20 protein-coding genes are annotated in these 17,557 nt (G+C 72.6%); 8 read left to right on the forward strand and 12 right to left on the reverse strand.

What is annotated here, in order from left to right; genetic code table 11:
- Positions 1-47 precede the first annotated feature (47 nt).
- Positions 48-521, reverse strand: coding sequence for a hemerythrin domain-containing protein (locus IL992_RS42140; RefSeq protein ID WP_226874784.1), 474 nt, complete (start codon positions 519-521; stop codon positions 48-50).
- A gap of 328 nt (positions 522-849) precedes the next feature.
- Between IL992_RS42140 and IL992_RS42145 the strand changes: the two genes are divergently transcribed.
- The gene (locus tag IL992_RS42145) at positions 850-1,389 is read left to right on the forward strand and encodes a DUF2243 domain-containing protein (protein WP_193208893.1); all 540 of its coding nucleotides are present in this window, start codon (positions 850-852) and stop codon (positions 1,387-1,389) included.
- 28 nt (positions 1,390-1,417) lie between these two features.
- Positions 1,418-2,206 (forward strand): cytochrome c oxidase assembly protein, encoded by a 789-nt coding sequence (locus tag IL992_RS42150; RefSeq protein ID WP_193208939.1) that lies wholly within the window; start codon positions 1,418-1,420, stop codon positions 2,204-2,206.
- A 62-nt stretch (positions 2,207-2,268) separates the two neighbouring features.
- Here IL992_RS42150 and IL992_RS42155 read toward each other — a convergent pair whose 3' ends face one another.
- Both IL992_RS42155 and IL992_RS42160 read right to left on the reverse strand, forming a co-directional pair.
- The gene (locus tag IL992_RS42155) at positions 2,269-3,429 is read right to left on the reverse strand and encodes a cation:proton antiporter (protein WP_193208894.1); all 1,161 of its coding nucleotides are present in this window, start codon (positions 3,427-3,429) and stop codon (positions 2,269-2,271) included.
- A 9-nt stretch (positions 3,430-3,438) separates the two neighbouring features.
- Entirely contained in the window at positions 3,439-3,921 is a 483-nt protein-coding gene (locus IL992_RS42160; RefSeq protein ID WP_193208895.1) for a cation:proton antiporter regulatory subunit, read from the reverse strand.
- Positions 3,922-4,038: 117 nt separating this feature from the next.
- Between IL992_RS42160 and IL992_RS42165 the strand changes: the two genes are divergently transcribed.
- Positions 4,039-4,653 (forward strand): helix-turn-helix domain-containing protein, encoded by a 615-nt coding sequence (locus tag IL992_RS42165; RefSeq protein ID WP_193208896.1) that lies wholly within the window; start codon positions 4,039-4,041, stop codon positions 4,651-4,653.
- On the opposite strand, the gene IL992_RS42170 is transcribed toward IL992_RS42165, so the two are convergent.
- The 8 genes from IL992_RS42170 to IL992_RS42205 all read right to left on the reverse strand — a co-directional run bounded on the left by IL992_RS42170 (position 4,628) and on the right by IL992_RS42205 (position 11,554).
- Positions 4,628-5,416 carry a class I SAM-dependent methyltransferase gene (locus IL992_RS42170; RefSeq protein WP_193208897.1) on the reverse strand — a complete coding sequence of 263 codons (789 nt, stop codon included), beginning with the start codon at positions 5,414-5,416 and terminating at the stop codon, positions 4,628-4,630. The genes IL992_RS42165 and IL992_RS42170 overlap by 26 nt on opposite strands.
- A 35-nt stretch (positions 5,417-5,451) precedes the next feature.
- On the reverse strand, positions 5,452-6,303 hold the full coding sequence (locus IL992_RS42175; RefSeq protein WP_193208898.1) for an SRPBCC family protein: 852 nt from the start codon (positions 6,301-6,303) through the stop codon (positions 5,452-5,454).
- On the reverse strand, positions 6,296-6,865 hold the full coding sequence (locus IL992_RS42180; RefSeq protein ID WP_193208899.1) for a winged helix-turn-helix domain-containing protein: 570 nt from the start codon (positions 6,863-6,865) through the stop codon (positions 6,296-6,298). Before IL992_RS42180 ends, IL992_RS42175 begins: the two co-directional genes overlap by 8 nt.
- Positions 6,866-6,947: 82 nt before the next feature.
- Positions 6,948-8,210, reverse strand: a complete 1,263-nt coding sequence (locus IL992_RS42185) for an RNA polymerase sigma factor (RefSeq protein ID WP_193208900.1) — start codon at positions 8,208-8,210, stop codon at positions 6,948-6,950.
- Between the two features lie 54 nt (positions 8,211-8,264).
- On the reverse strand, positions 8,265-8,636 hold the full coding sequence (locus tag IL992_RS42190; protein ID WP_079319102.1) for a YciI family protein: 372 nt from the start codon (positions 8,634-8,636) through the stop codon (positions 8,265-8,267).
- A 48-nt stretch (positions 8,637-8,684) separates the two neighbouring features.
- On the reverse strand, positions 8,685-9,347 hold the full coding sequence (locus tag IL992_RS42195; protein WP_193208901.1) for a DUF998 domain-containing protein: 663 nt from the start codon (positions 9,345-9,347) through the stop codon (positions 8,685-8,687).
- Between the two features lie 215 nt (positions 9,348-9,562).
- Complete coding sequence (locus IL992_RS42200; RefSeq protein ID WP_193208902.1) at positions 9,563-10,813, reverse strand: sensor histidine kinase; 1,251 nt, start codon at positions 10,811-10,813, stop codon at positions 9,563-9,565.
- Between the two features lie 81 nt (positions 10,814-10,894).
- Positions 10,895-11,554, reverse strand: coding sequence for a TetR/AcrR family transcriptional regulator (locus tag IL992_RS42205; protein WP_193208903.1), 660 nt, complete (start codon positions 11,552-11,554; stop codon positions 10,895-10,897).
- Positions 11,555-11,961: 407 nt separating this feature from the next.
- On the opposite strand from IL992_RS42205, the gene IL992_RS48080 reads away from it, so the two are divergent.
- From IL992_RS48080 to IL992_RS42225, 4 genes are all read left to right on the forward strand, one after another.
- Entirely contained in the window at positions 11,962-12,783 is an 822-nt protein-coding gene (locus tag IL992_RS48080; RefSeq protein ID WP_193208904.1) for a sensor histidine kinase, read from the forward strand.
- A gap of 66 nt (positions 12,784-12,849) precedes the next feature.
- On the forward strand, positions 12,850-13,152 hold the full coding sequence (locus IL992_RS42215) for a LysR family transcriptional regulator (RefSeq protein WP_226874785.1): 303 nt from the start codon (positions 12,850-12,852) through the stop codon (positions 13,150-13,152).
- A 147-nt stretch (positions 13,153-13,299) separates the two neighbouring features.
- Entirely contained in the window at positions 13,300-14,148 is an 849-nt protein-coding gene (locus tag IL992_RS42220; RefSeq protein ID WP_226874797.1) for a pentapeptide repeat-containing protein, read from the forward strand.
- A gap of 51 nt (positions 14,149-14,199) precedes the next feature.
- Entirely contained in the window at positions 14,200-14,526 is a 327-nt protein-coding gene (locus tag IL992_RS42225; RefSeq protein WP_226874786.1) for a helix-turn-helix domain-containing protein, read from the forward strand.
- 28 nt (positions 14,527-14,554) lie between these two features.
- Here the strand turns inward: IL992_RS42225 and IL992_RS42230 are convergent, their stop codons facing one another.
- Positions 14,555-16,543: an AfsR/SARP family transcriptional regulator gene (locus tag IL992_RS42230; RefSeq protein WP_193208906.1), complete on the reverse strand. Its 1,989-nt coding sequence runs from the start codon at positions 16,541-16,543 to the stop codon at positions 14,555-14,557.
- A gap of 124 nt (positions 16,544-16,667) precedes the next feature.
- On the opposite strand from IL992_RS42230, the gene IL992_RS42235 reads away from it, so the two are divergent.
- Positions 16,668-17,546, forward strand: a complete 879-nt coding sequence (locus IL992_RS42235) for an alpha/beta fold hydrolase (RefSeq protein ID WP_193208907.1) — start codon at positions 16,668-16,670, stop codon at positions 17,544-17,546.
- The last annotated feature ends 11 nt before the right edge of the window (positions 17,547-17,557 follow it).

The following is a 17,557-nucleotide window of genomic DNA, read 5'->3' on the forward strand; positions in this document are numbered from 1 at the left end:
CGGTTGGCGGAGGCCGGCCCTGAGAGGGTGAAGGGGCCCGGAGCCGGTCAGCGCTCCGCGTCGTCGGAGAGCAGGAACGCGGGCAGGGAACGGTGCCAGCCCGGTACGTCCAACGCGTTGAGCGCCGAGACGACGCGCTTCTCCTCGTAGACGAAGTGCGTCTCCATCAGCGCCGCCAGGCTGTCCATCTCGCGCCGGACTTCGGCGGGGTCCGTCTCCTCGTCCAGCCCGGCGACGAGCGCCTCGAGCCGTCGCAGGGAGTCCTCTACCAGCCGGTGGTCACGGCGCAACTCCTCCAGCACCGGGCGCAGTTCGGGGAACTGCGCGGCGACTTCGGGGAACGCGACGTCGTCCTCGCCGGTGTGATGCCGGGTCAGCGCCGAGCAGAAGGTCAGACAATGGGCCCGCAGTTCGCGCGGTCGCGCGCCGTCGGCGAAATAGGCGTCGACGCCTTCACGCAGCTCTGTCAGCTCCTCGCGGAGCCAGAGGTGTACTTCGATCAACTGGTTGCCGAACGCCATCAGGCGCTCGTCGGATCTCACCAAAGTTCGTTTCCGTGGTTTCGGCGCCTCCATGCCCTCGGCGGTCTCTTTGCCGGGTGCACCGCGGCGCTGGCAAGATTTTTACCAACGCCGCAAAGAACCTGTCAAACCCGTAAGCACCAGGCCGGACACGGCGCGACGTGATGATCCGGGGGCCGAATGTGCGGGAGCAACCGCAGCCGCTCCATAAAGAGTCGGTAGGCCCGCGGCGGCTCCGCGCGTGCCTGCGTGACTACACCCTCTCGTCCCGGGAACCTGCCGTGGCGGAGGTCCGCACAGCGGTGGCGGAGGGGACGGAGGCAGGGCGATGGCGACCAGCGCGGGCGAGGCCCGGGCCGATGTGACGCCGGCCAGTCTGCGGCTGCCGGGCATCGTGCTCGGGGTGGGACTCGGCGGGTTCGTCGACGGCATCCTGCTGCACCAGCTGCTGCAGTGGCATCACATGCTGAGCAGCACCAACAGCGACCACATCGGGGTGAAGTACTACAACCCCCGCACCGTCTCGGGGCTGGAGATGAACACGGTGTGGGACGGCATCTTCCACGCCGTGTGCTGGCTCGCGGTGCTCATCGGCCTCGCGATCCTGTACTCCAGGGTCACCCGCAACCGGCGCAGGGTGTGGACCTCGCGCGTGCTGTGGGGCTGGATCCTGGCCGGCTGGGGGATCTTCAATCTCGTCGAAGGCGTCCTGGACCATCACATTCTGGCCATCCACCACGTCCACGGCGGTCCCTACCAGCTCTGGTGGGACATCGGTTTCCTCGTCCTGGGCGCACTTCTGCTCGCGGGGGGCTACCTGCTCGCGCGCAGCGGGCGGTCCTTCGACCCCGCCGAGACCTCCGCATGATGGACCCCCCGTCGTGGATCACGGCGTGATGGATCACGGCGCGCACTTCGCGGGGTCGTCCGGCGTGCTGCTGCCGGTCCTCGCCCTGTTCGTGTATCTGCACCTGGCCCGGCGGGCGCGCCGCCGCAACCCGGTCGTGGGCTGGAGCCGGTGGCGTACGGCGGGCTTCGCCACCGGGATCGTCCTGACGGGCGCGGCGCTCCTGCCGCCCGTCACGTCCTTCGCCCACGCCGACTTTCGCGGCCACATGGTCCAGCACATGCTCATCGGCATGTACGCCCCGCTCGCCCTGGTGCTGGGGGCCCCGGTCACCCTGCTGCTGCGGACCCTGCCCGTCGGCGCCGCGCGGTGGCTGAGCGCCGTCGTGCACAGCGGTCCCGGCCGGCTGCTGACCCACCCGGCGACCGCGCTGTTGCTGTCCACCGGCAGCCTCGTGGTGCTGTACTTCACCCCGCTCTACAACGCCGTGACCGCCCAGCCCGCCGGGCACTGGCTGCTGCATGCGCACTTCCTGCTGTCGGGCTGCCTGTTCGCGCACGTCATCGCCGGTCCCGACCCCGCGCCCGCCCGCCCGGGCGTCCGGGCTCGCCTGGTCTACCTCGGCTGCGCCGTCGCCGTGCACGCGGTCGTCGCGCAGCTGATGTACGGCGGATTCTGGGTGGACGTCCACGCGCCCATTCCCGAGGTTCAGGGCGGCGCGGAGATCATGTACTACGGCGGCGACATCGCCGAACTCCTCCTCGCCGCCGCGCTGGTCTCCACCTGGCGTCCGGGGCGCCGTCCCCGGCCCGTGGCCGGCCGCGCCGTACGGGCCTGAAAAGCACCGGCCCGCCGCCGCGATGCGGGGCAGGCCGATGACGGGGGGAGGAGAGCGACGGCTCAGGCGCGGGCGGCTATCCGCGTGAGGAGCGGCTGGACCAGGCGGGCGGCCAGGGGACCGAAGGCCGCCAGGATCAGGACGTACGCCGCCGCCAGCGCACCCAGGTCGGGATGGGCGCCGGCGGCCACCGCCAGGCCGGCGATGACGATGTTGAACTCACCGCGGGGGATGAGCGCGATGCCCGCGCGGACCCGTCCGGCGCGCGCGATGCCGGCTCGGCGGGCGGCATAGATGCCGGTCATCAGTTTGGTGATCATCGTCACCAGGGCCAGGCCCGCGGCCAGGCCGGCGGCGGGGAGGATCTTGGTGGGGTCGGTCTGCAGGCCGAAGAACACGAAGAAGACCGCGGCGAACAGGTCGCGCAGCGGCGCGAGCAGCGCCTGGGCGTCTTCGGCCAGCTCGCCCGACAGCGCGATCCCGACGAGGAACGCCCCGACCGCGGCCGACACCTGCAGCTGCTGGGCCAGTCCGGCGACCAGCAGCGCCAGCCCGACCACCTTGAGCACGAGCACCTCGGAGTTGGGGCTGGCGACGAACGCCTCGATGTAGCGGCCGAAGCGCAACGCGACCAGCAGGACCACGCTCACCGCGGCGAGCGCGATGGCTACGGTGAGCGCCCCGGCGACAAAGCTCAGGCCCGCCAGCATGGCGGTCAGGACCGGCAGGTAGACCGCCATCGTGAGGTCCTCGAACACCAGCAGCGACAGCACCACCGGGGTCTCCCGGTTGCCGATCCAGCCCAGGTCGGACAGGACCTTGGCGGTGATGCCGGAGGAGGTGGCGTAGGTGACGCCGGCCATGGCGACGGCGGCGACCGGTCCCCAGCCGAGGAGCAGCGCGCAGATGGCGCCCGGTGCCGCGTTGAGCACGAGGTCGACCAGGCCCGCGCGGGCGTTGCCCTTGAGGCTGGTCACCAGCTCGTCGGCGTTGTATTCCAGGCCGAGGGTGAGCAGCAGCAGGATGACGCCTAATTCGGCGCCGGTGGCGGTGAACTCCTCGCTGGTGGCCAGCGGGAGGATGCCACCGGTGCCGAAGGCCAGGCCCGCGATGAGGTAGAGAGGGATGGGGGAGATGCCGACGCGCAGCGCCAGTGCTCCGAGGATGCCGAGTCCGAGGACGACGGCGCCGAATTCCAGGAAGAGTATCGCGGTATTGTGCACGCGCTGCCCTCAGCCGCTGGCGAAGATGTCGGCGACGGCGGCGGTGCTGTCCTCGCTGCCCACCACGACCACGATGTCGTCCCCGGTGAGGAGGAAGTCGGGGGCGGGGCTGGCGAACACGTGCCCGGCGCGGACGACGGCCACGATGGAGGCTCCGGTGCGGGTCCGCACCTGCGCCTCGCCCATGGGCCGGCCGGCGTAGGGGGAGCCCGGCGAGATCGGCAGCTGGACGCTGACCAGTCCCTCGACCTCGCGGTGCAGGGCGTTGAGCCGCTGGACGATGCGGGGGGCGCCGAGCAGCTCGACGAGCGCGTCCGCCTCCTCGTCGTTGAGTTTTATCGTCTCGCAGGCCCTGTCGGGATCATCGGGATCGTAGATCACCAGGTCGCGCCGCCCGGTGCGGTGGGAGACGACCCCGATGCGCCGTCCCGAGCGGGTGGTGAACTCGTGCCGCAATCCGATCCCCGGCAACACCGTCTGCTCGACATCCACGGCGCCGCTCCTCCGTTCTGATAAGTCAATACTTGCTCAGGAACCTACCAATAACGGACGGAGGTCTCATTTCCGCCGTCTTGGCACGTGCCGTTGCGGGTATGGCAAGCTGACGCCGTGGACGACGACCTCGAACACGCGCTCGTCTCGGTAGGGCCCCGCCTGCGCGCGCTGCGCCGGCAGCGCGAGACGACCCTGGCCGACCTGTCGGCGGCGACCGGCATCTCGGTGAGCACGCTGTCGCGGCTGGAGTCGGGTGCCCGCCGTCCGACCCTCGAACTGCTGCTGCCCCTGGCCAGGGCTCATGGGGTCACGCTGGACGAGCTCGTCGACGCCCCGCCGACGGGGGATCCGCGCATTCACCTGCGGCCGGTCGCCCGCTTCGGCATGACGATGCTGCCGTTGAGCCGCCGGGCCGGGGGCATCCAGGCGTACAAGCTGGTGATTCCGGCGGGCAGCGCGAGGAGGCAGCCGGAGCCGAAGACCCACGAGGGGTATGAGTGGCTCTACGTGCTGAACGGGCGGCTTCGGGTGGTCCTCGGCGAGCAGGATCTGGTGCTGTCACCGGGCGAGGCGGCCGAGTTCGACACCCGGCTGCCGCACTGGTTCGGCGCCGCGGACGACGAAGCGGTCGAGTTCCTCAGCCTGTTCGGCCAGCAGGGCGAGCGCGCCCACCTGCGCGCCCGCCCGAAAGCGAAGCAGGAGCCTACGCGGGCCGGCGGGCGAGGGTGAGCATGTGCCCGCTGACCCCGAGAAGCGACGGCACGCGTTCCAGCGTGCGCTGGGCGTCGAGCATGAGCCTGCGGCGTTCGGGGTCGTCGAGCCAGTCGTTCACGTCGCCGTACAGCCAGAAGGCGCCCTCCAGGCCGTAGCGCTCGGCGTCGGGGAGCCCCGCGTCGGCGAACTCCCCGGGCACCTCGTCGGGGTCGTGCAGGTAGGCGGAGAAACCCTGCACGGGACCCAGCAGGACGCCGTCCTTCATGGCCTTGCGCGCTGCCAGGCGGTGTGGTTCCTGCTCGTAGACCCCTAGGTAGACCATGTCGTGCACGGCCGCGTAGCGGTTGATGGTGGCGGCGGCCACCAGTCCTCCGGGGCGCACCACGCGGCGCGCCTCGGTCAGGGCGGTGACCCGGTCGGCACGGTCGGCCAGGTGGTAGAGCGGGCCCAGCAGCAGGACCGCGTCCGCACTCGCGTCCGGCAGGGGCAGGTCGCGTGCGTCGCCCTGCCGGGCCGTCACACCCGGCAGGGCCCCGGCCCGCTCGACGTGGAGCGGGATCGGGTCCAGCAGTTCGACCTCGTAGCCGTCGGCGACCAGCCATTCGGCGTGCACTCCGGTGCCGCCGCCGACGTCGAGCACCCGGGCGGGCGGTGACGGCAGTGCCCGGCGCAGCACGTCCTGCGTCCGCCACAGCTCCAGCCGGCCCCGGCCCGTACGGAGCCTGCCGTCCTCCTTGTCCTGCTCGTAGTAGGCGAGCACTTCCCGGGTCACCGTCATGACCGATCACACTCCGCCTGGTCGTGGGTGCGGGGCTAGGCCGCCGGCTCGGCGGGGAGCCAGATCCGGTGGCCGCCGGGCACCTCATGGTAACGGCGCAGCGCGGCCAGGCCGCTGAGCCATCCGGTCCAGGCGGCGTACGGCGGGTTGCCGGTGTCGAAGCCGCTCTGGACGAACGTCAGGCGGGTCTTGCCGCCGCTGTCCTCCAGTTCCCAGGTGACGACGCCCCCCGGTCCCCAGTCGGCCGACATGGTCCTGCCGGGGACCAGGTCGATGATCTTCGCGGGGTGCGGGTCGGCGTCCAGGCCGCCCATGGCGAAGCGCCCGCCGACGTACGGCTCGATGCCGATGGGGTATCCGAACCAGTCGCTCGCCTTGTCCGAGTCGACCAGGGAGTCGTACACCTGCTCGACCGGCGCCTCGACGACCATCTCGCCCCGGAAGTCGGCCGAGGTGTAGTCGGGCTGGGGGCCGATCTCGCGTCCCTCGACGTAGTCGGCCAGGTTGGACAGCGCCAGCGACCAGAAGGTCTGCAGCACGCCCCGGATGCTGGCCCCGGTGATGGCGTCCTGGAAGTCGAAGTGGCTCTGCGACAGGGTCAGGACGGTCGCGTCCGGGGTCTCCTCCTCCAGTGTGATCTCGGTGGTCGTCTCCACGCCGTCCAGCAGCCAGGCGAAGCGCAGCGTGTGGTCGTCGGCGTGCAGCGGGCGCTGGTGGGGGGCGTCGCCCTCGGGGGTGCGGCGGCCCCAGAACGCGTAGCGGCCGGGCAGGTCGGCCTCGGCGTGCTCGGCCAGCCACACCCGCATCGCGGCGGGGTCGGTCAGCGCGTGGCGCACCTCCTTCAGCGGAGCCGCCAGGCGGACGCGGACGATCATCGGTTCACTCACGTTCGTCTCCCGGGGGGTAGTGGGGATAGCAGGCCACGGCGAGCTTGAAGGCGTCGCCTTCGTCGCCGCCGTAGCGCGTGAACAGGTCCTGCAGCGCGGTGCGCAGGTCGGCCAGGAACTGCTGGCGTCGTTCCGGAGGCACACGCACCTCGCCCGACACACCGATGGACGGCAACTCCGGCGCCGTCCGGTCGAGGGCGGCGATGTCGGCCTGCACCTCTTCCATGAGGTCGAGCAGGTAGCCCAGGCTGAGCTCGTCCTGCCGCCGGCGCAGCCCGCCGATGCGGCCCACGAGGCCCGGCGACAGCCAGTAGGAGCGGGCGCTCGCCTGGTAGATGCCTTCGGTGATGCCGCGCACCCGCCGCTCGGAGACCTGGTCGACCAGGCCCGCCTCAACCAGGCGTTTGACGTGGTAGTAGACCCGCTGCGGTGTCTGGTCGAGCACCGCCGCCACCTCGGTGCACGTGCGCGGCACCGCCAGTTGCCGCAGCACCTCGATGCGCTGCGGTTTGAGCAGTGCCTCGGCCTGCTCGATCTGCTCCAGGTACAGGACGTCTCTCATGGCAAAAACAATGTTGTACGTAAAAATTCTCTTTGTCAATTGCTCTCGGAAGGAGAAAGGGGGTCATCGGACAGGGGGTCGGCTACCCGCAGTCGGCGGCGCGAGCCAGGAACAGGGCCCGCTCCCGCTCGTTGCCGGTCAGGGCCGCCGCCCGTTCGAACTCCCGCCGCGCCTCGTCCGTGCGGCCCAGCCGGGCCAGCAGGTCACCGCGTACGGCGGGTAGTTGGGGATAGCGGCGCAGGGCCTTGTCGCCGGCGACGGCGTCCGCGATCTCCAGCCCGCGTGCGGGGTCGCCGGCCATCGCGACCGCGACGGCGCGGTTCAGCTCGACCACGGGGGAGGGCGCGACGTGGGCGAGCACCCGATAGAGGGCGGCGACACGTTCCCAGTCGGTGTCCTCGGGACGGGCCGCCCGGGCGTGGCAGGCGGCGATGGCCGCCTGCAGGGCGTACGGGCCGAAGGCGCCGCCGAGCGACTCGGCCCGCTCAAGCGCCTCCACTCCCCGGCGGATCAGCAGCCTGTCCCACCGGCGCCGGTCCTGGTCGGGGAGCAGGACCGGCGCGCCGTCCGGTCCGGTGCGGGCGCGCAGGCGGGACGCCTGCAGTTCCATCAGCGCGGCCAGACCGTGCACCTCCGGTTCGCGGGGGAGCAGGCCCGTCAGGAGACGGCCCAGGCGCAGCGCCTCGTGGCAGAGGTCGGGGCGGGTCCAGTCGACGCCCGCCGTGGCCGAGTAGCCCTCGTTGAAGATCAGGTAGACGACTTCCAGCACCGAGGCCAGCCGCTCGGCCAGGTCGTCAGGTGCCGGCATCTCGAATCCGACCCCTTTGCCGGCCAGGGTGCGCTTGGCGCGGACGATCCGCTGTGCCACCGCCGGCTCGGTGGCCAGGAACGCCCGGGCGATCTCCCCGGTGGTCAGGCCGCCGAGCAGGCGCAGCGTGAGCGCGACGCGCGCCTCGGTGGTCAGCGCGGGATGGCAGGCGGTGAAGACGAGCCGGAGCATGTCGTCGCGGAGGTGGTCGTCCAGGCCGGCGCCCGGGTCCGGCTGCGGCCTGCTCTCGATGTCGCGGCCGATCTCCTGGAGCTTGCGCTCGTAGCGGCTGCGCCGCCGTAGGTGGTCGATCGCGCGGTGCTTGGCGGTGGCCATGAGCCAGGCGCCGGGGTTGTCCGGCACGCCCGCCCCCGGCCACTGCTCCAGCGCGATGAGCAGCGCGTCCTGGGCGAGTTCCTCGGCCAGGCCGACGTCGTCGACGAGGCGGGCCAGCGCCGCGACGAGTCTGGCGGACTCGATCCGCCAGACCGCCTCGATCGCGCGGTGCGCCGCGAGCAGCGCGTCGGTGCCGGTCATCGGAGTGCTCAGCTCACAGGGGCTCAGGCCGGGGGTGCTCAGACCAGGGGTGGCTCAGGCCGGAGGGGCGAAATCTTCGGGGCCGAGCACCTTGACCACCTCGGCCTCGCCCTCCCAGCCCTCCCACAGGTCGCGGTGCAGGCGCATGAAGCGCGCGGCCCACTCGACCGCCTCCTCCTTCGACCGCACGTCGTACAGGGCGTAGCTGATCAGTTCCTTCGACTCGGTGAACGGGCCGTCGGTCACGCTGAGTCTGCCCTCGGCCATGCGCACCCTCGCCGCGGACGCGCTGGGGGCCAGCCCGGCGGTGTCGAGCAGGGCCCCGGCGACGGTCGCCTCCTGACCGAGCTTGGCGATGGCCTCCATGAGGTCGGCGGGCGGAGGGGTGTCGGGCTGGGCGGCCCTGAGCAGAACCATGTATCGCATCGGTCGTCTCCTTCCGGTCAATGATCTATCAGGTGCACGCGGGACGGGTCAGGCGTTCCGGTACGCGTGCACGGCCAGGGCGCTGATCCAGGCCCAGCCGAGCACCACGGCGCCGGTGAAGGCGAGGTTGGCCCAGGCCGCGCCCGCCCCCGAGGCCACGGCCAGGAAACCGGCCGCGAACAGCGTGCCGGTCGCCCGCGAACTCCACGCCCAGGCCGCCCGCCCGCGCCGGGCGAAGCGGCGGGCGAGGACGAAGCAGGCCGCGACCAGGCAGGCGAACCCGACTCCGCCGGAGGCCAGGTGCGCGATGCCGTGCCAGCTCACCTCGCCCGTCGGTACGCCCCGGGGAAAGCCCTGGGCCGGGTCGGCCCGGAAGGCCCCGGCCGCCAGCAGGCTCAGGCCGTACGCCCCCAGCAGGCGGGGGGCCCAGCCGCGGCCGTGCGCCCGGCGCAGCCCTGCGGCGAAGGCGATGGTCATCGCCCCGGCCAGCACGAAGTTCGCGATGTGGATCCAGCCGAGGTCGCCGTTGGCGAGCAGGCTCCAGGCGTGCCGGGACAGGTCGAATCCGTCCCGGGTCAGGGCCTCGGTCAGCGACACCCCGACGTAGACAGGGCCGGCGATCACGCCGTACCCCAGCAGGCTGCGGATGACGCTGGTCTCACGGTCGCAGGTGCGGGCGGCGGTGCCGGCGTGAGTGGTGGCGGTGGTCATGGGTGGTTCTCCCTTCGCCGGGCCGGTCCCTCACCGGCCCTTCGCCCACTCCTCGAACGGGACGCCCCCGGATCGACACGACTCCAAGATTTTCTTCAAGATTTTTTCCGGCAGCGCTTCTCGGGGAGCACCGCGCCCGGCTGCGGGCGCGAACGGCCTGGTGAGCGGCGCGATGCCAGGGCCGGGTGGTGGCGCCTGCCGCCGGTCACCGGTCGTCAGCGGCCTGGCCCGCGGTCGTCCCGCCCGGTGCGGACGAGACGCCGCCCGCCGGTCGTGTTCTGGTCGAGGAGTGGCAGCCGGAGGACGAAGCGCGCTCCGCGGGGGGAGTCCTCGATGCGCAGGGTTCCCCGGTGGGCGTGGGCGATGTCGCGGGAGATGGCAAGCCCCAGCCCGGTGCCGCCGGCGTCCCGGCGCCGCCCCTCGTCCAGGCGGGTGAATCGCTCGAAGACCCGCTCGCGGTCGGCGGGCGCGATGCCGTTCCCGTCGTCGGTCACCGTGAGGACCGCTCGGCCTCCGGCGGATCCGACGTCGACCGTGACGGCGGTCGCCGCGTGCCGCTGCGCGTTGCTCAGCAGGTTGTCCACGAGCCGGATCAGCTGGATGCGCGAGCCGTGCACCCACACGTTCCCGGTCGTGTGGATCTCGACCGAAGTGTCGCCGGAGTGGGTGTCCACCTCCTGGGCGACCAGCGCTGCGAGGTCGATCGGTTCGTGCGGCGCCGGCTGGCCTCCGCGTAGCCTGGTCATCGTCAGCACGTCCTGCACGATCGCCTCCAGGCGGCCGGTGGCCGACAGGGCTCCCCGGATGGTGTCGCGGGGGTCGACGTGGTCGGGGTGGAGGAGCGCTTCCTCCAGTTGCACCCGCAGCCCGGCGATCGGGTTCCTGAGCTCGTGGGAGGTGACGGAGGCGAGGCGGTACTGCTGCTCGGCCGGGCGTAGCGCCCGGCCGATGATCCACCACATCAGGCGGCCGCCCAGCAGGACGATGAGGAGCGCGGGCCCTGCAATGAGGTATTCGAGGCGGTGTGTCGCGATAAGGGGTGGCTCGACCGTTCCGGCGTAGACGACGGGGGCGTCGGAGGCCGGTGACACGCGGTTGGCCATGAGCAGGACGCACGGCTTGCCCGGGCGGCACTCGACGCGCCGCTGGAGCCGGTCGTCGGGTGCGGGGCGGAACGTGCTCAGCGGTGGCCGTCTCGTCGCGGCCGGGCTGGCGTCCACGATCCTGCCCTGCGCGTCCACCAGCTGGATCAGGTCGACTGCGCCGGAGGCGGGGCGCGGCAGGACGCCGCCGCGCACCTGCGCGCTCCACTGGGCGGCGACCTGCTCGGCGTCGAAGAACACCTGGTCTTCGATCCTGTATCGGATCGCCAGGTCCAGGCTCACGCCGCCCAGGACCGTGAGCAGGAGTAACAGCATTGTCGCCGCTGTCGTGTAGCGCGCCTGGATCGAGCGCAGAGACGGCATCGGTCTCACCATTCTCCTGCCGCACCTCGTGGACGGTCGCACCAACCAGGGGGAGATTGGACGATTTCGTCCACTTTGGGGTCAGATATCCGACTGTGTCAAATTGGCGACAGGAGCCCTGACCTGGGCTTTCACGTGGTCCAGCGCCATGTCGAGGGCGACCACGAAGGGCCGCTCATCCTGCATGGTCTCGGCGAGCAGATAACCGCCCTGCAGTGCGGCGATGACGGCGACGGCGAGTTCCGCGGGGTCCGCGCCGGGGTCGAGTTCGCCGCTGTCCCGCATGCGGGCGAGGCCGTCGGCGAGCAGTCCCTGCCACCTGGCGAAGACGGCGGCCAGGGACTGGCGGGCGTCTTCGCTGCGGCAGGAGAGCTCGTTGGCCAGCGCGCCGATGGGGCACCTGTAGGGCTCGTTGCGCTCCCGATGGCCCGTCACCATCGAGTCGCGCCATCTCTCGAGGTCCCGCATCGAGCGCACCTGGTCGAGTTGCGGCTTCTGGAAGGAGACCATGCGATGCTCCCGCATCGCGATCACCGCGGTGATCAGCGCTTCCTTGTCCGGGAAGTAGTGATAGAGCTGCGACTTGCTGATGCCGCACGCGTCCACCACCTGATCGAGGGGCGTCGCCGCCACTCCCTGCCGGAACATGAGGTCCGAGGCGGTGGCGACGATCCGCTCGCGAGTGGCCGCACCGCGCGCGGTGAGCCTCGGGGAATCCTTCCTCGGCCCTCGATCGGCCATGTGACAACCCCACCTTCGGGCGCGGGAGCCACGCCAGAGGAACAGCCTTGACAATTCCGACATACCACCACAAACTGGACGAAATCGTCCAGTCCTGCGCCGGGATCACCCGACGGCCGCTCGCGCGGTCACGGCCACGCCGCTGTGTGGGACGGCCGGTAGCACGCCGGGCGACACCGCGCTCGACGGCCCGCGCCCGCGGGCCGCGAACCCGACTCCCCGACAGTACGGCCAGTGGTGAGCAGGAGCGCGGTCATGACAGTGACCTTTCGCGGAGGCAACGGGCCCGTACGGGCACTCGCCGGCCGCCTGCGCAGGATCCGCGCCGGGCGGGTCGCCGAGGTCCTCCTGATCGGGGTCCCGGCGGCCTGAAGGCGCGGCGAACGGGGGACAGGCCACTGCGGGCGGTGGCGTCCCTCCGCCTCGAACTGGACACCATCAACCTCAAGGAAGCGAGCACCCGGGTCTGCGAGACAGGCGGAGGCGAGGAGGTCGCCCGGCTCGCCCGGGCCGTCAACAGGACGCTGGAACGGCTGCGCGAGGCCGACGATCGCGCCGAACGCGCCCGGGAGCTGCAGCGGCAGTTCGCCGCGGACGCCTCGCACGAGCTGTGCACCCCCATCGCCGCGCTGCGCATGCGGCTGGAGGAGGCGCAGCTGCATCCGGACGAGACCGATCTGGACGACCTCCTCGGTCACACGTTGCATGACCTGGACCGGGTGCAGGCCATCGTCACCGACCTGCTCCTCCTGACCCGCCGGGGGACCGCCCCCCGGAGGGCGGAGCGGGTGAACCTCACGGCGCTGGTCCGGGCGGAGGCCGCCCGGAGGGTGGACGGGCCCCACACGCACCTCCGGCTCGATCCCGGGGTGATCGTCGACGGTGATCCCGAACAGATCATCCGGATGCTCGGCAATCTGCTCGACAACGCCCGGCGGCACGCCGTCCGCACGGTACGGATCGGCCTGCGCCGCACGAGGGACGGCGCCGAGCTGACCGTCGCCGACGACGGCGAGGGCATCCCCCTGGCCGACCGCGAGCGGATCTTTCACCGCTTCGTGCGGCTGGACGCCGCCCGCAGCCGGGACAAGGGAGGCGCCGGCCTCGGCCTGGCCGTCGCTCGCGCCATCGCCTCCGCACATCACGGCAGCCTCCACGTCGAGGAATGCGCATGGGGCGGAGCGTGCTTCGTCCTGCGGATGCCGCTCTCGCCACACCGCCGCGCGTGATCCGCCCGGCCCTGGCGCCAGTGCTCGTGCCGCGCCGATCCCGCTGGGTGTGATGCCATGGGCGGCATGGAATTGCGGGAACTACGAGCGTTCGTCGTGGTGGCCGAGGAGGGCGGCATGTCGGCCGCGGCGCGCCGGCTGCACATCAGCCAGCCCGCGCTGTCTCAGACTGTCGGCACCCTGGAGCGTCAGCTGGAGGTGAAGCTCTTGGTCCGCAGCAGCGCGGGTGTGCGGCCCACCGAGGCGGGGATGGCGCTGCTCGCCGAGGCGCGCGCCGGACCCGGCCCGGGCTTACACCTGCGCAGCCGGTCGCCGAGCGAGGCGGCCGGGCCGGCCGCGGTGGCCGGGCCTCCGGCGCTCCGGCAGTGAGATACGTTTTCTAGTTGGGCGCCGGGACGGCGAGCGGCCCGGCGGCGCCCAGGGAACACGAGGAGAGCAGGCACGTTGCCCGACACGCACGACCGCGGGGATGCCCGCGGGAACGCCCCGGCCGAGTCAGGCGGGGGACGAACCGACCTGCGGGCCGACTGCGCGAACTGCTTCGGGCTGTGCTGTGTCGCGCTGCCCTTCGCCGCCTCGGCCGACTTCGCGATCAGCAAGGACGCCGGGCGGCCGTGCCCCAACCTCCAGGATGACTTCCGCTGCGGCATCCACGCGCGTCTGCGGGACAACGGCTTTCCCGGCTGCACCGTCTACGACTGCTTCGGCGCGGGGCAGAAGGTCTCGCAGGTCACCTTCGGCCGCAGCTGGCGGGACGAACCGCGGACCGCGGCGCGGATGTTCGAGGTCTTCCCCGTCGTACGGCACCTGCACGAGCTGTTGTGGTACCTGGACGAGGCGATGTCCCTGCCGGTGACCCGCCCGATCCACGCCGAGCTGCGCGGCGCGTTCGAGGAGACCGAACGCCTGACCACGGGCTCCCCCGACGATCTGCTGGGCGTGGACGTCGCCGCCCACCGCGAGAAGGTCAACGTGCTGCTGCTGCGGACGAGTGAGCTGGTGCGGGCGTCGGCCGGGGGTCGTGCCGCCGACCGCAGGGGAGCCGACCTCATCGGCGCCCGGCTCAGGAAGGCGGACCTGCGCGGAGCCAACCTGAGGGGCGCCTACCTCATCGGCGCGGATCTGCGCGGGGCCGATCTGCGCGGCGCGGATCTCATCGGGACGGACCTGCGGGGGGCCGACCTCGGCGGCGCCGACCTCACGGGGAGCGTCTTCCTCACCCAGGCCCAGGTGAACGCGGCCAGGGGAGACGACGCCACGAAGCTGCCCCCGGCCCTCACCCGTCCGGCGCACTGGTCGGGCTCGGTGGCCGCCCCGGCCGCTGGCCCCTCCACCCGCCGCCCGCGCCCCCGCCGCAACCGATAGTCCGGCGGTCTTCCGGCCTCAGCATTCAGGCGAATGCGGTGCGGTGATCGTATGCCCAGGTGGAGAACGTGCGGGGCGCACGACCGAGCACGCGTTCCAGCCCATCGCGGCATCGTCCGGCGGCTGGCCGTCAGCGAGCGTCATATGCGTGATCTCGTCCGCGACGGCATCGGCGTGCCGCCCAAGCGCTTCGAGCGGATCGAACGCGTGCGCCGGGTGCTTGCCCGCGGCAGAGCCCACACCGCACGCTGGGCGCAGCTCGCCGCGACCGCCGGCTTCTACGACCAGTCCCACATGACCGCCGAGTTCCGCACCCTGATGGGCGTGCCTCCAGCGGCCTTCTTCGCGGGCCGTTTCCCCTCACTGCAGCCCTGCTGACCGACGATTCCGCAGAGGGAAAGCAGGCTCACGACCGGCTCGGCGCGACTCCTGTCAGCCGTCCGAGAGCGGCGGCGAGGTCGTCCAGGTGCGCGGCGACCGGGCCGAGCGTCAGCACCCCGCTGCCCGCCCCGGCCAGTTCGCCCGCCGCGGGCATCAGCGCGGCGTAGGCGCGTTCCATCGCCGGGCGGTCGCCGAGCGTGAGGGCCGCCCGGGCGGCGAGGCACCACAGGGCCTCCGTCAGCAGGTCGTGGGGCGGCTCGGGGAGCGCGCGCAGCGCCGCCGCCGCCTCGGCGCGGCGGTCACGCGCCAGCAGCACCAAAGGCCGGGCCCACGGCGCGTACGGCCCCCAATCGGCATGTTCGGCGTCCGGCGGTGGCTGCCCGTGCCGCAGGCGCAGGCACAGCAACGCGAGCGGCAGCAGCCCGCGCTCCATACCGGGCATGCCGGCGCCGTCCAGCCGGGCGGCGGCGTCCCGGTAGGCGGCCTCGGTCTCCTCCACCGGCGCCCGCCCGACCGCGTCCAGGCGCAGCGCCCGATACCAGGCGGTGAACACCCCCACCAGGGGCCGCTCGTGCCGTATGGCCAGGTGTTCGGCAGCGGCGGCGTGGGCGTCGGCGGCCGTGAAGTCCGCGAGCGCCGACAAGGCCTGCATCCGGATGAGGTGCCCGAGCACCTCGAAGGTGACCAGGCCGTGCCGGGCGGACAGATCGACCAGTTCGACGCCGATCTCGTCGCGGTGGGCGGCCAGGCCCGTGCGGTGGAAGGTCTGCATGAACAGGCCGCTCAGTGCGAACGCCAGCAGCGCGGGGTCGTTCAGGCGGCGGGCGATCTCCTCGGCCTGCCGCGCCGCCCGCCGCCCGTGGCCGGAATGGTCGCCGCGCGACTCCAGCGCGATCGTGGCCAGCAGGCGGGCCCGGGCAGCCTCGTGACCGGCAGGCAGAGCGGCCAGCGTGCGCCCGGCCGCCGCCACGATCCGTGCCGCCTGCCCGGGATCGTCGGACCGGGTCCAGATGGCCGGGACGTCGAAGGCGCCGATCACGCGGGCGGTCAGCTCCGCGTCCCCGAGTTCCTCGGCCGCCTCGACCGCGGCCACGCGATGCTCGCGCGCCGCCTGCAGACCGCCGCCCCCGGTCATGGCGAGGTCGCGCAGCAATCCCGCCGTCGACTCCAGGCGGGCCCGCGCCCCGGAGGCGACCGCGCGGTCGTACGCGGCGGTGGCCTGGGCCCACACCCGCTCGGCCGCGCCGCGCACCGGGGAGTCGAGGTGATCGGCCTGGCGCAGAATGTCGGTCTCCAGACGGCGCAGTCCCGGGCCCGGGTCCACGCCCAGCTCGTCCACCAGCAGCGCCCGCGCCCGGCGCAGCACGGCGAGCGCGTCGCCCTGCCGCCCGCTGCGGTACAGCGCGAGCGCGAGCAGCCGCCAGGCCTCTTCCCGCCAGGGATACCCGGCCGCGTGCGCGTCCAGGTCGGGCACCGCCTCGGCCGCCCGCCCCAGGGCCAGCCGCATCTCCGCGTGACGCTCGACCGCGTGCAGCCGGAGTTCGGCCAGGCGGGAGCGCTCGGCGCGGGCCCAGTCCTGGTCGGCGAACTCCGCGTAGGCGGGGCCGCGCCACCACCCCAGCGCCTCCTCCAGCCGTCCGAGCGCGTCCTCGGGTGGCAGCGTGGCGGCGGCGGCCATGGCGTGTTCGAAGCGCCAGGCGTCCACCGCGTCGGCGCCGGCCCGCAGCGCGTACCCCGGTCCCTCGGTGACGAGCAGCCGTGCGGGGGTGCGGGGCGGCCGGTCGGGTTCCAGTGCGCGGCGCAACGCCGCCACGAACGTCCGCACGGCCCCGACCGCGCCCACCGGCGGTTCGTCCCACAGGTCGTCGATCAGGCGGGTGACCGGGACGACTCGGCCGCGCGCGACGATCAGCCGGGCCAGCACCGCGCGGTGCCGCGGCCCCTTCAGGGCGATCGCGCCGCCGGTGCCGTCCCAGGCCGTCACCGGCCCCAGCACTCCGAACGCGATCCCCACCTGCGGTCCCCTTTCCGCGCGAACCCCCAGCTCAAAGCAACTGCCACGGTAGCGCGCTGATCGGATGCTCATTCACGTCCGGCAGCCTGGGAGCATCTGATCCCGCACAGAAAGGGGGCGCGTGATGGCGCCTGTCCTTCCCGGTTTCGACTACCTTCGCGTGCCGGTCGCCGACGGTGTGTCGCTGAACGCGGCCGTCGCCGGGTCGGGGAGCCCGATCGTGCTGCTGCACGGCTTCCCCCAGACCCACCTGATGTGGCGGCACGTCGCCGCCGACCTGGCCGCCGACCACACCGTGATCTGTCCCGACCTGCGCGGCTACGGCGCCAGCGACAAGCCGGCCGAGGCCGGTCGCGAGACCTATTCCAAGCGCACGATGGCCGCCGACGTCGTCGCGCTTGCCCGGGCGCTGGGACATGAGCGGTTCGCGCTGGCCGGGCACGACCGCGGCGCGCTGGTCGCCTTCCGCGCCGGGCTCGACCACCCGGCGGCGATCAGCCACCTGGCCTGCCTCGACGTGCTGCCCACGCTGGACATGTGGGAGGTGATGCACGGCGCAGGCGCCGCCGTCGGATTCCACCTGTACCTGATGGCCCAGCCGCCCGGCCTGCCCGAGCGGATGATCGGCGCGAGCGCGGACGCCTTCTTCGGCCACTTCCTCGACGTCTGGACCGTCGACCGCGGGGCGATCCCCGCCGACGTGCGCGCCGCCTACTTGGACGCCTGCCGTACGGCGGTGCCGTCGATCGTGGCGGATTACCGCGCGTCGGCGGGGATCGACGTGGATCACGACCGGACGGACCGGGAGGCGGGGAACCTGCTGCGGATGCCGGTGACCGTGCTCCAGCAGGATTGGGGGGCCGCCCTCGGGTACGACGCCGAGGCGCTGTGGGGCGCCTGGGCCCCCGACCTGGTGCACACGACGGTCAAATGCGGGCACTTCATGGCCGAGGAGGACCCGGCCGGCGTCGCCGGGGCCCTGCGCGCCCTCCTCGCCCGCTGACCGTTTCAGCC

Source organism: Microbispora sitophila (assembly GCF_014892245.1).
In the GTDB taxonomy this organism is placed as follows: Bacteria; Actinomycetota; Actinomycetes; order Streptosporangiales; family Streptosporangiaceae; genus Microbispora; species Microbispora siamensis.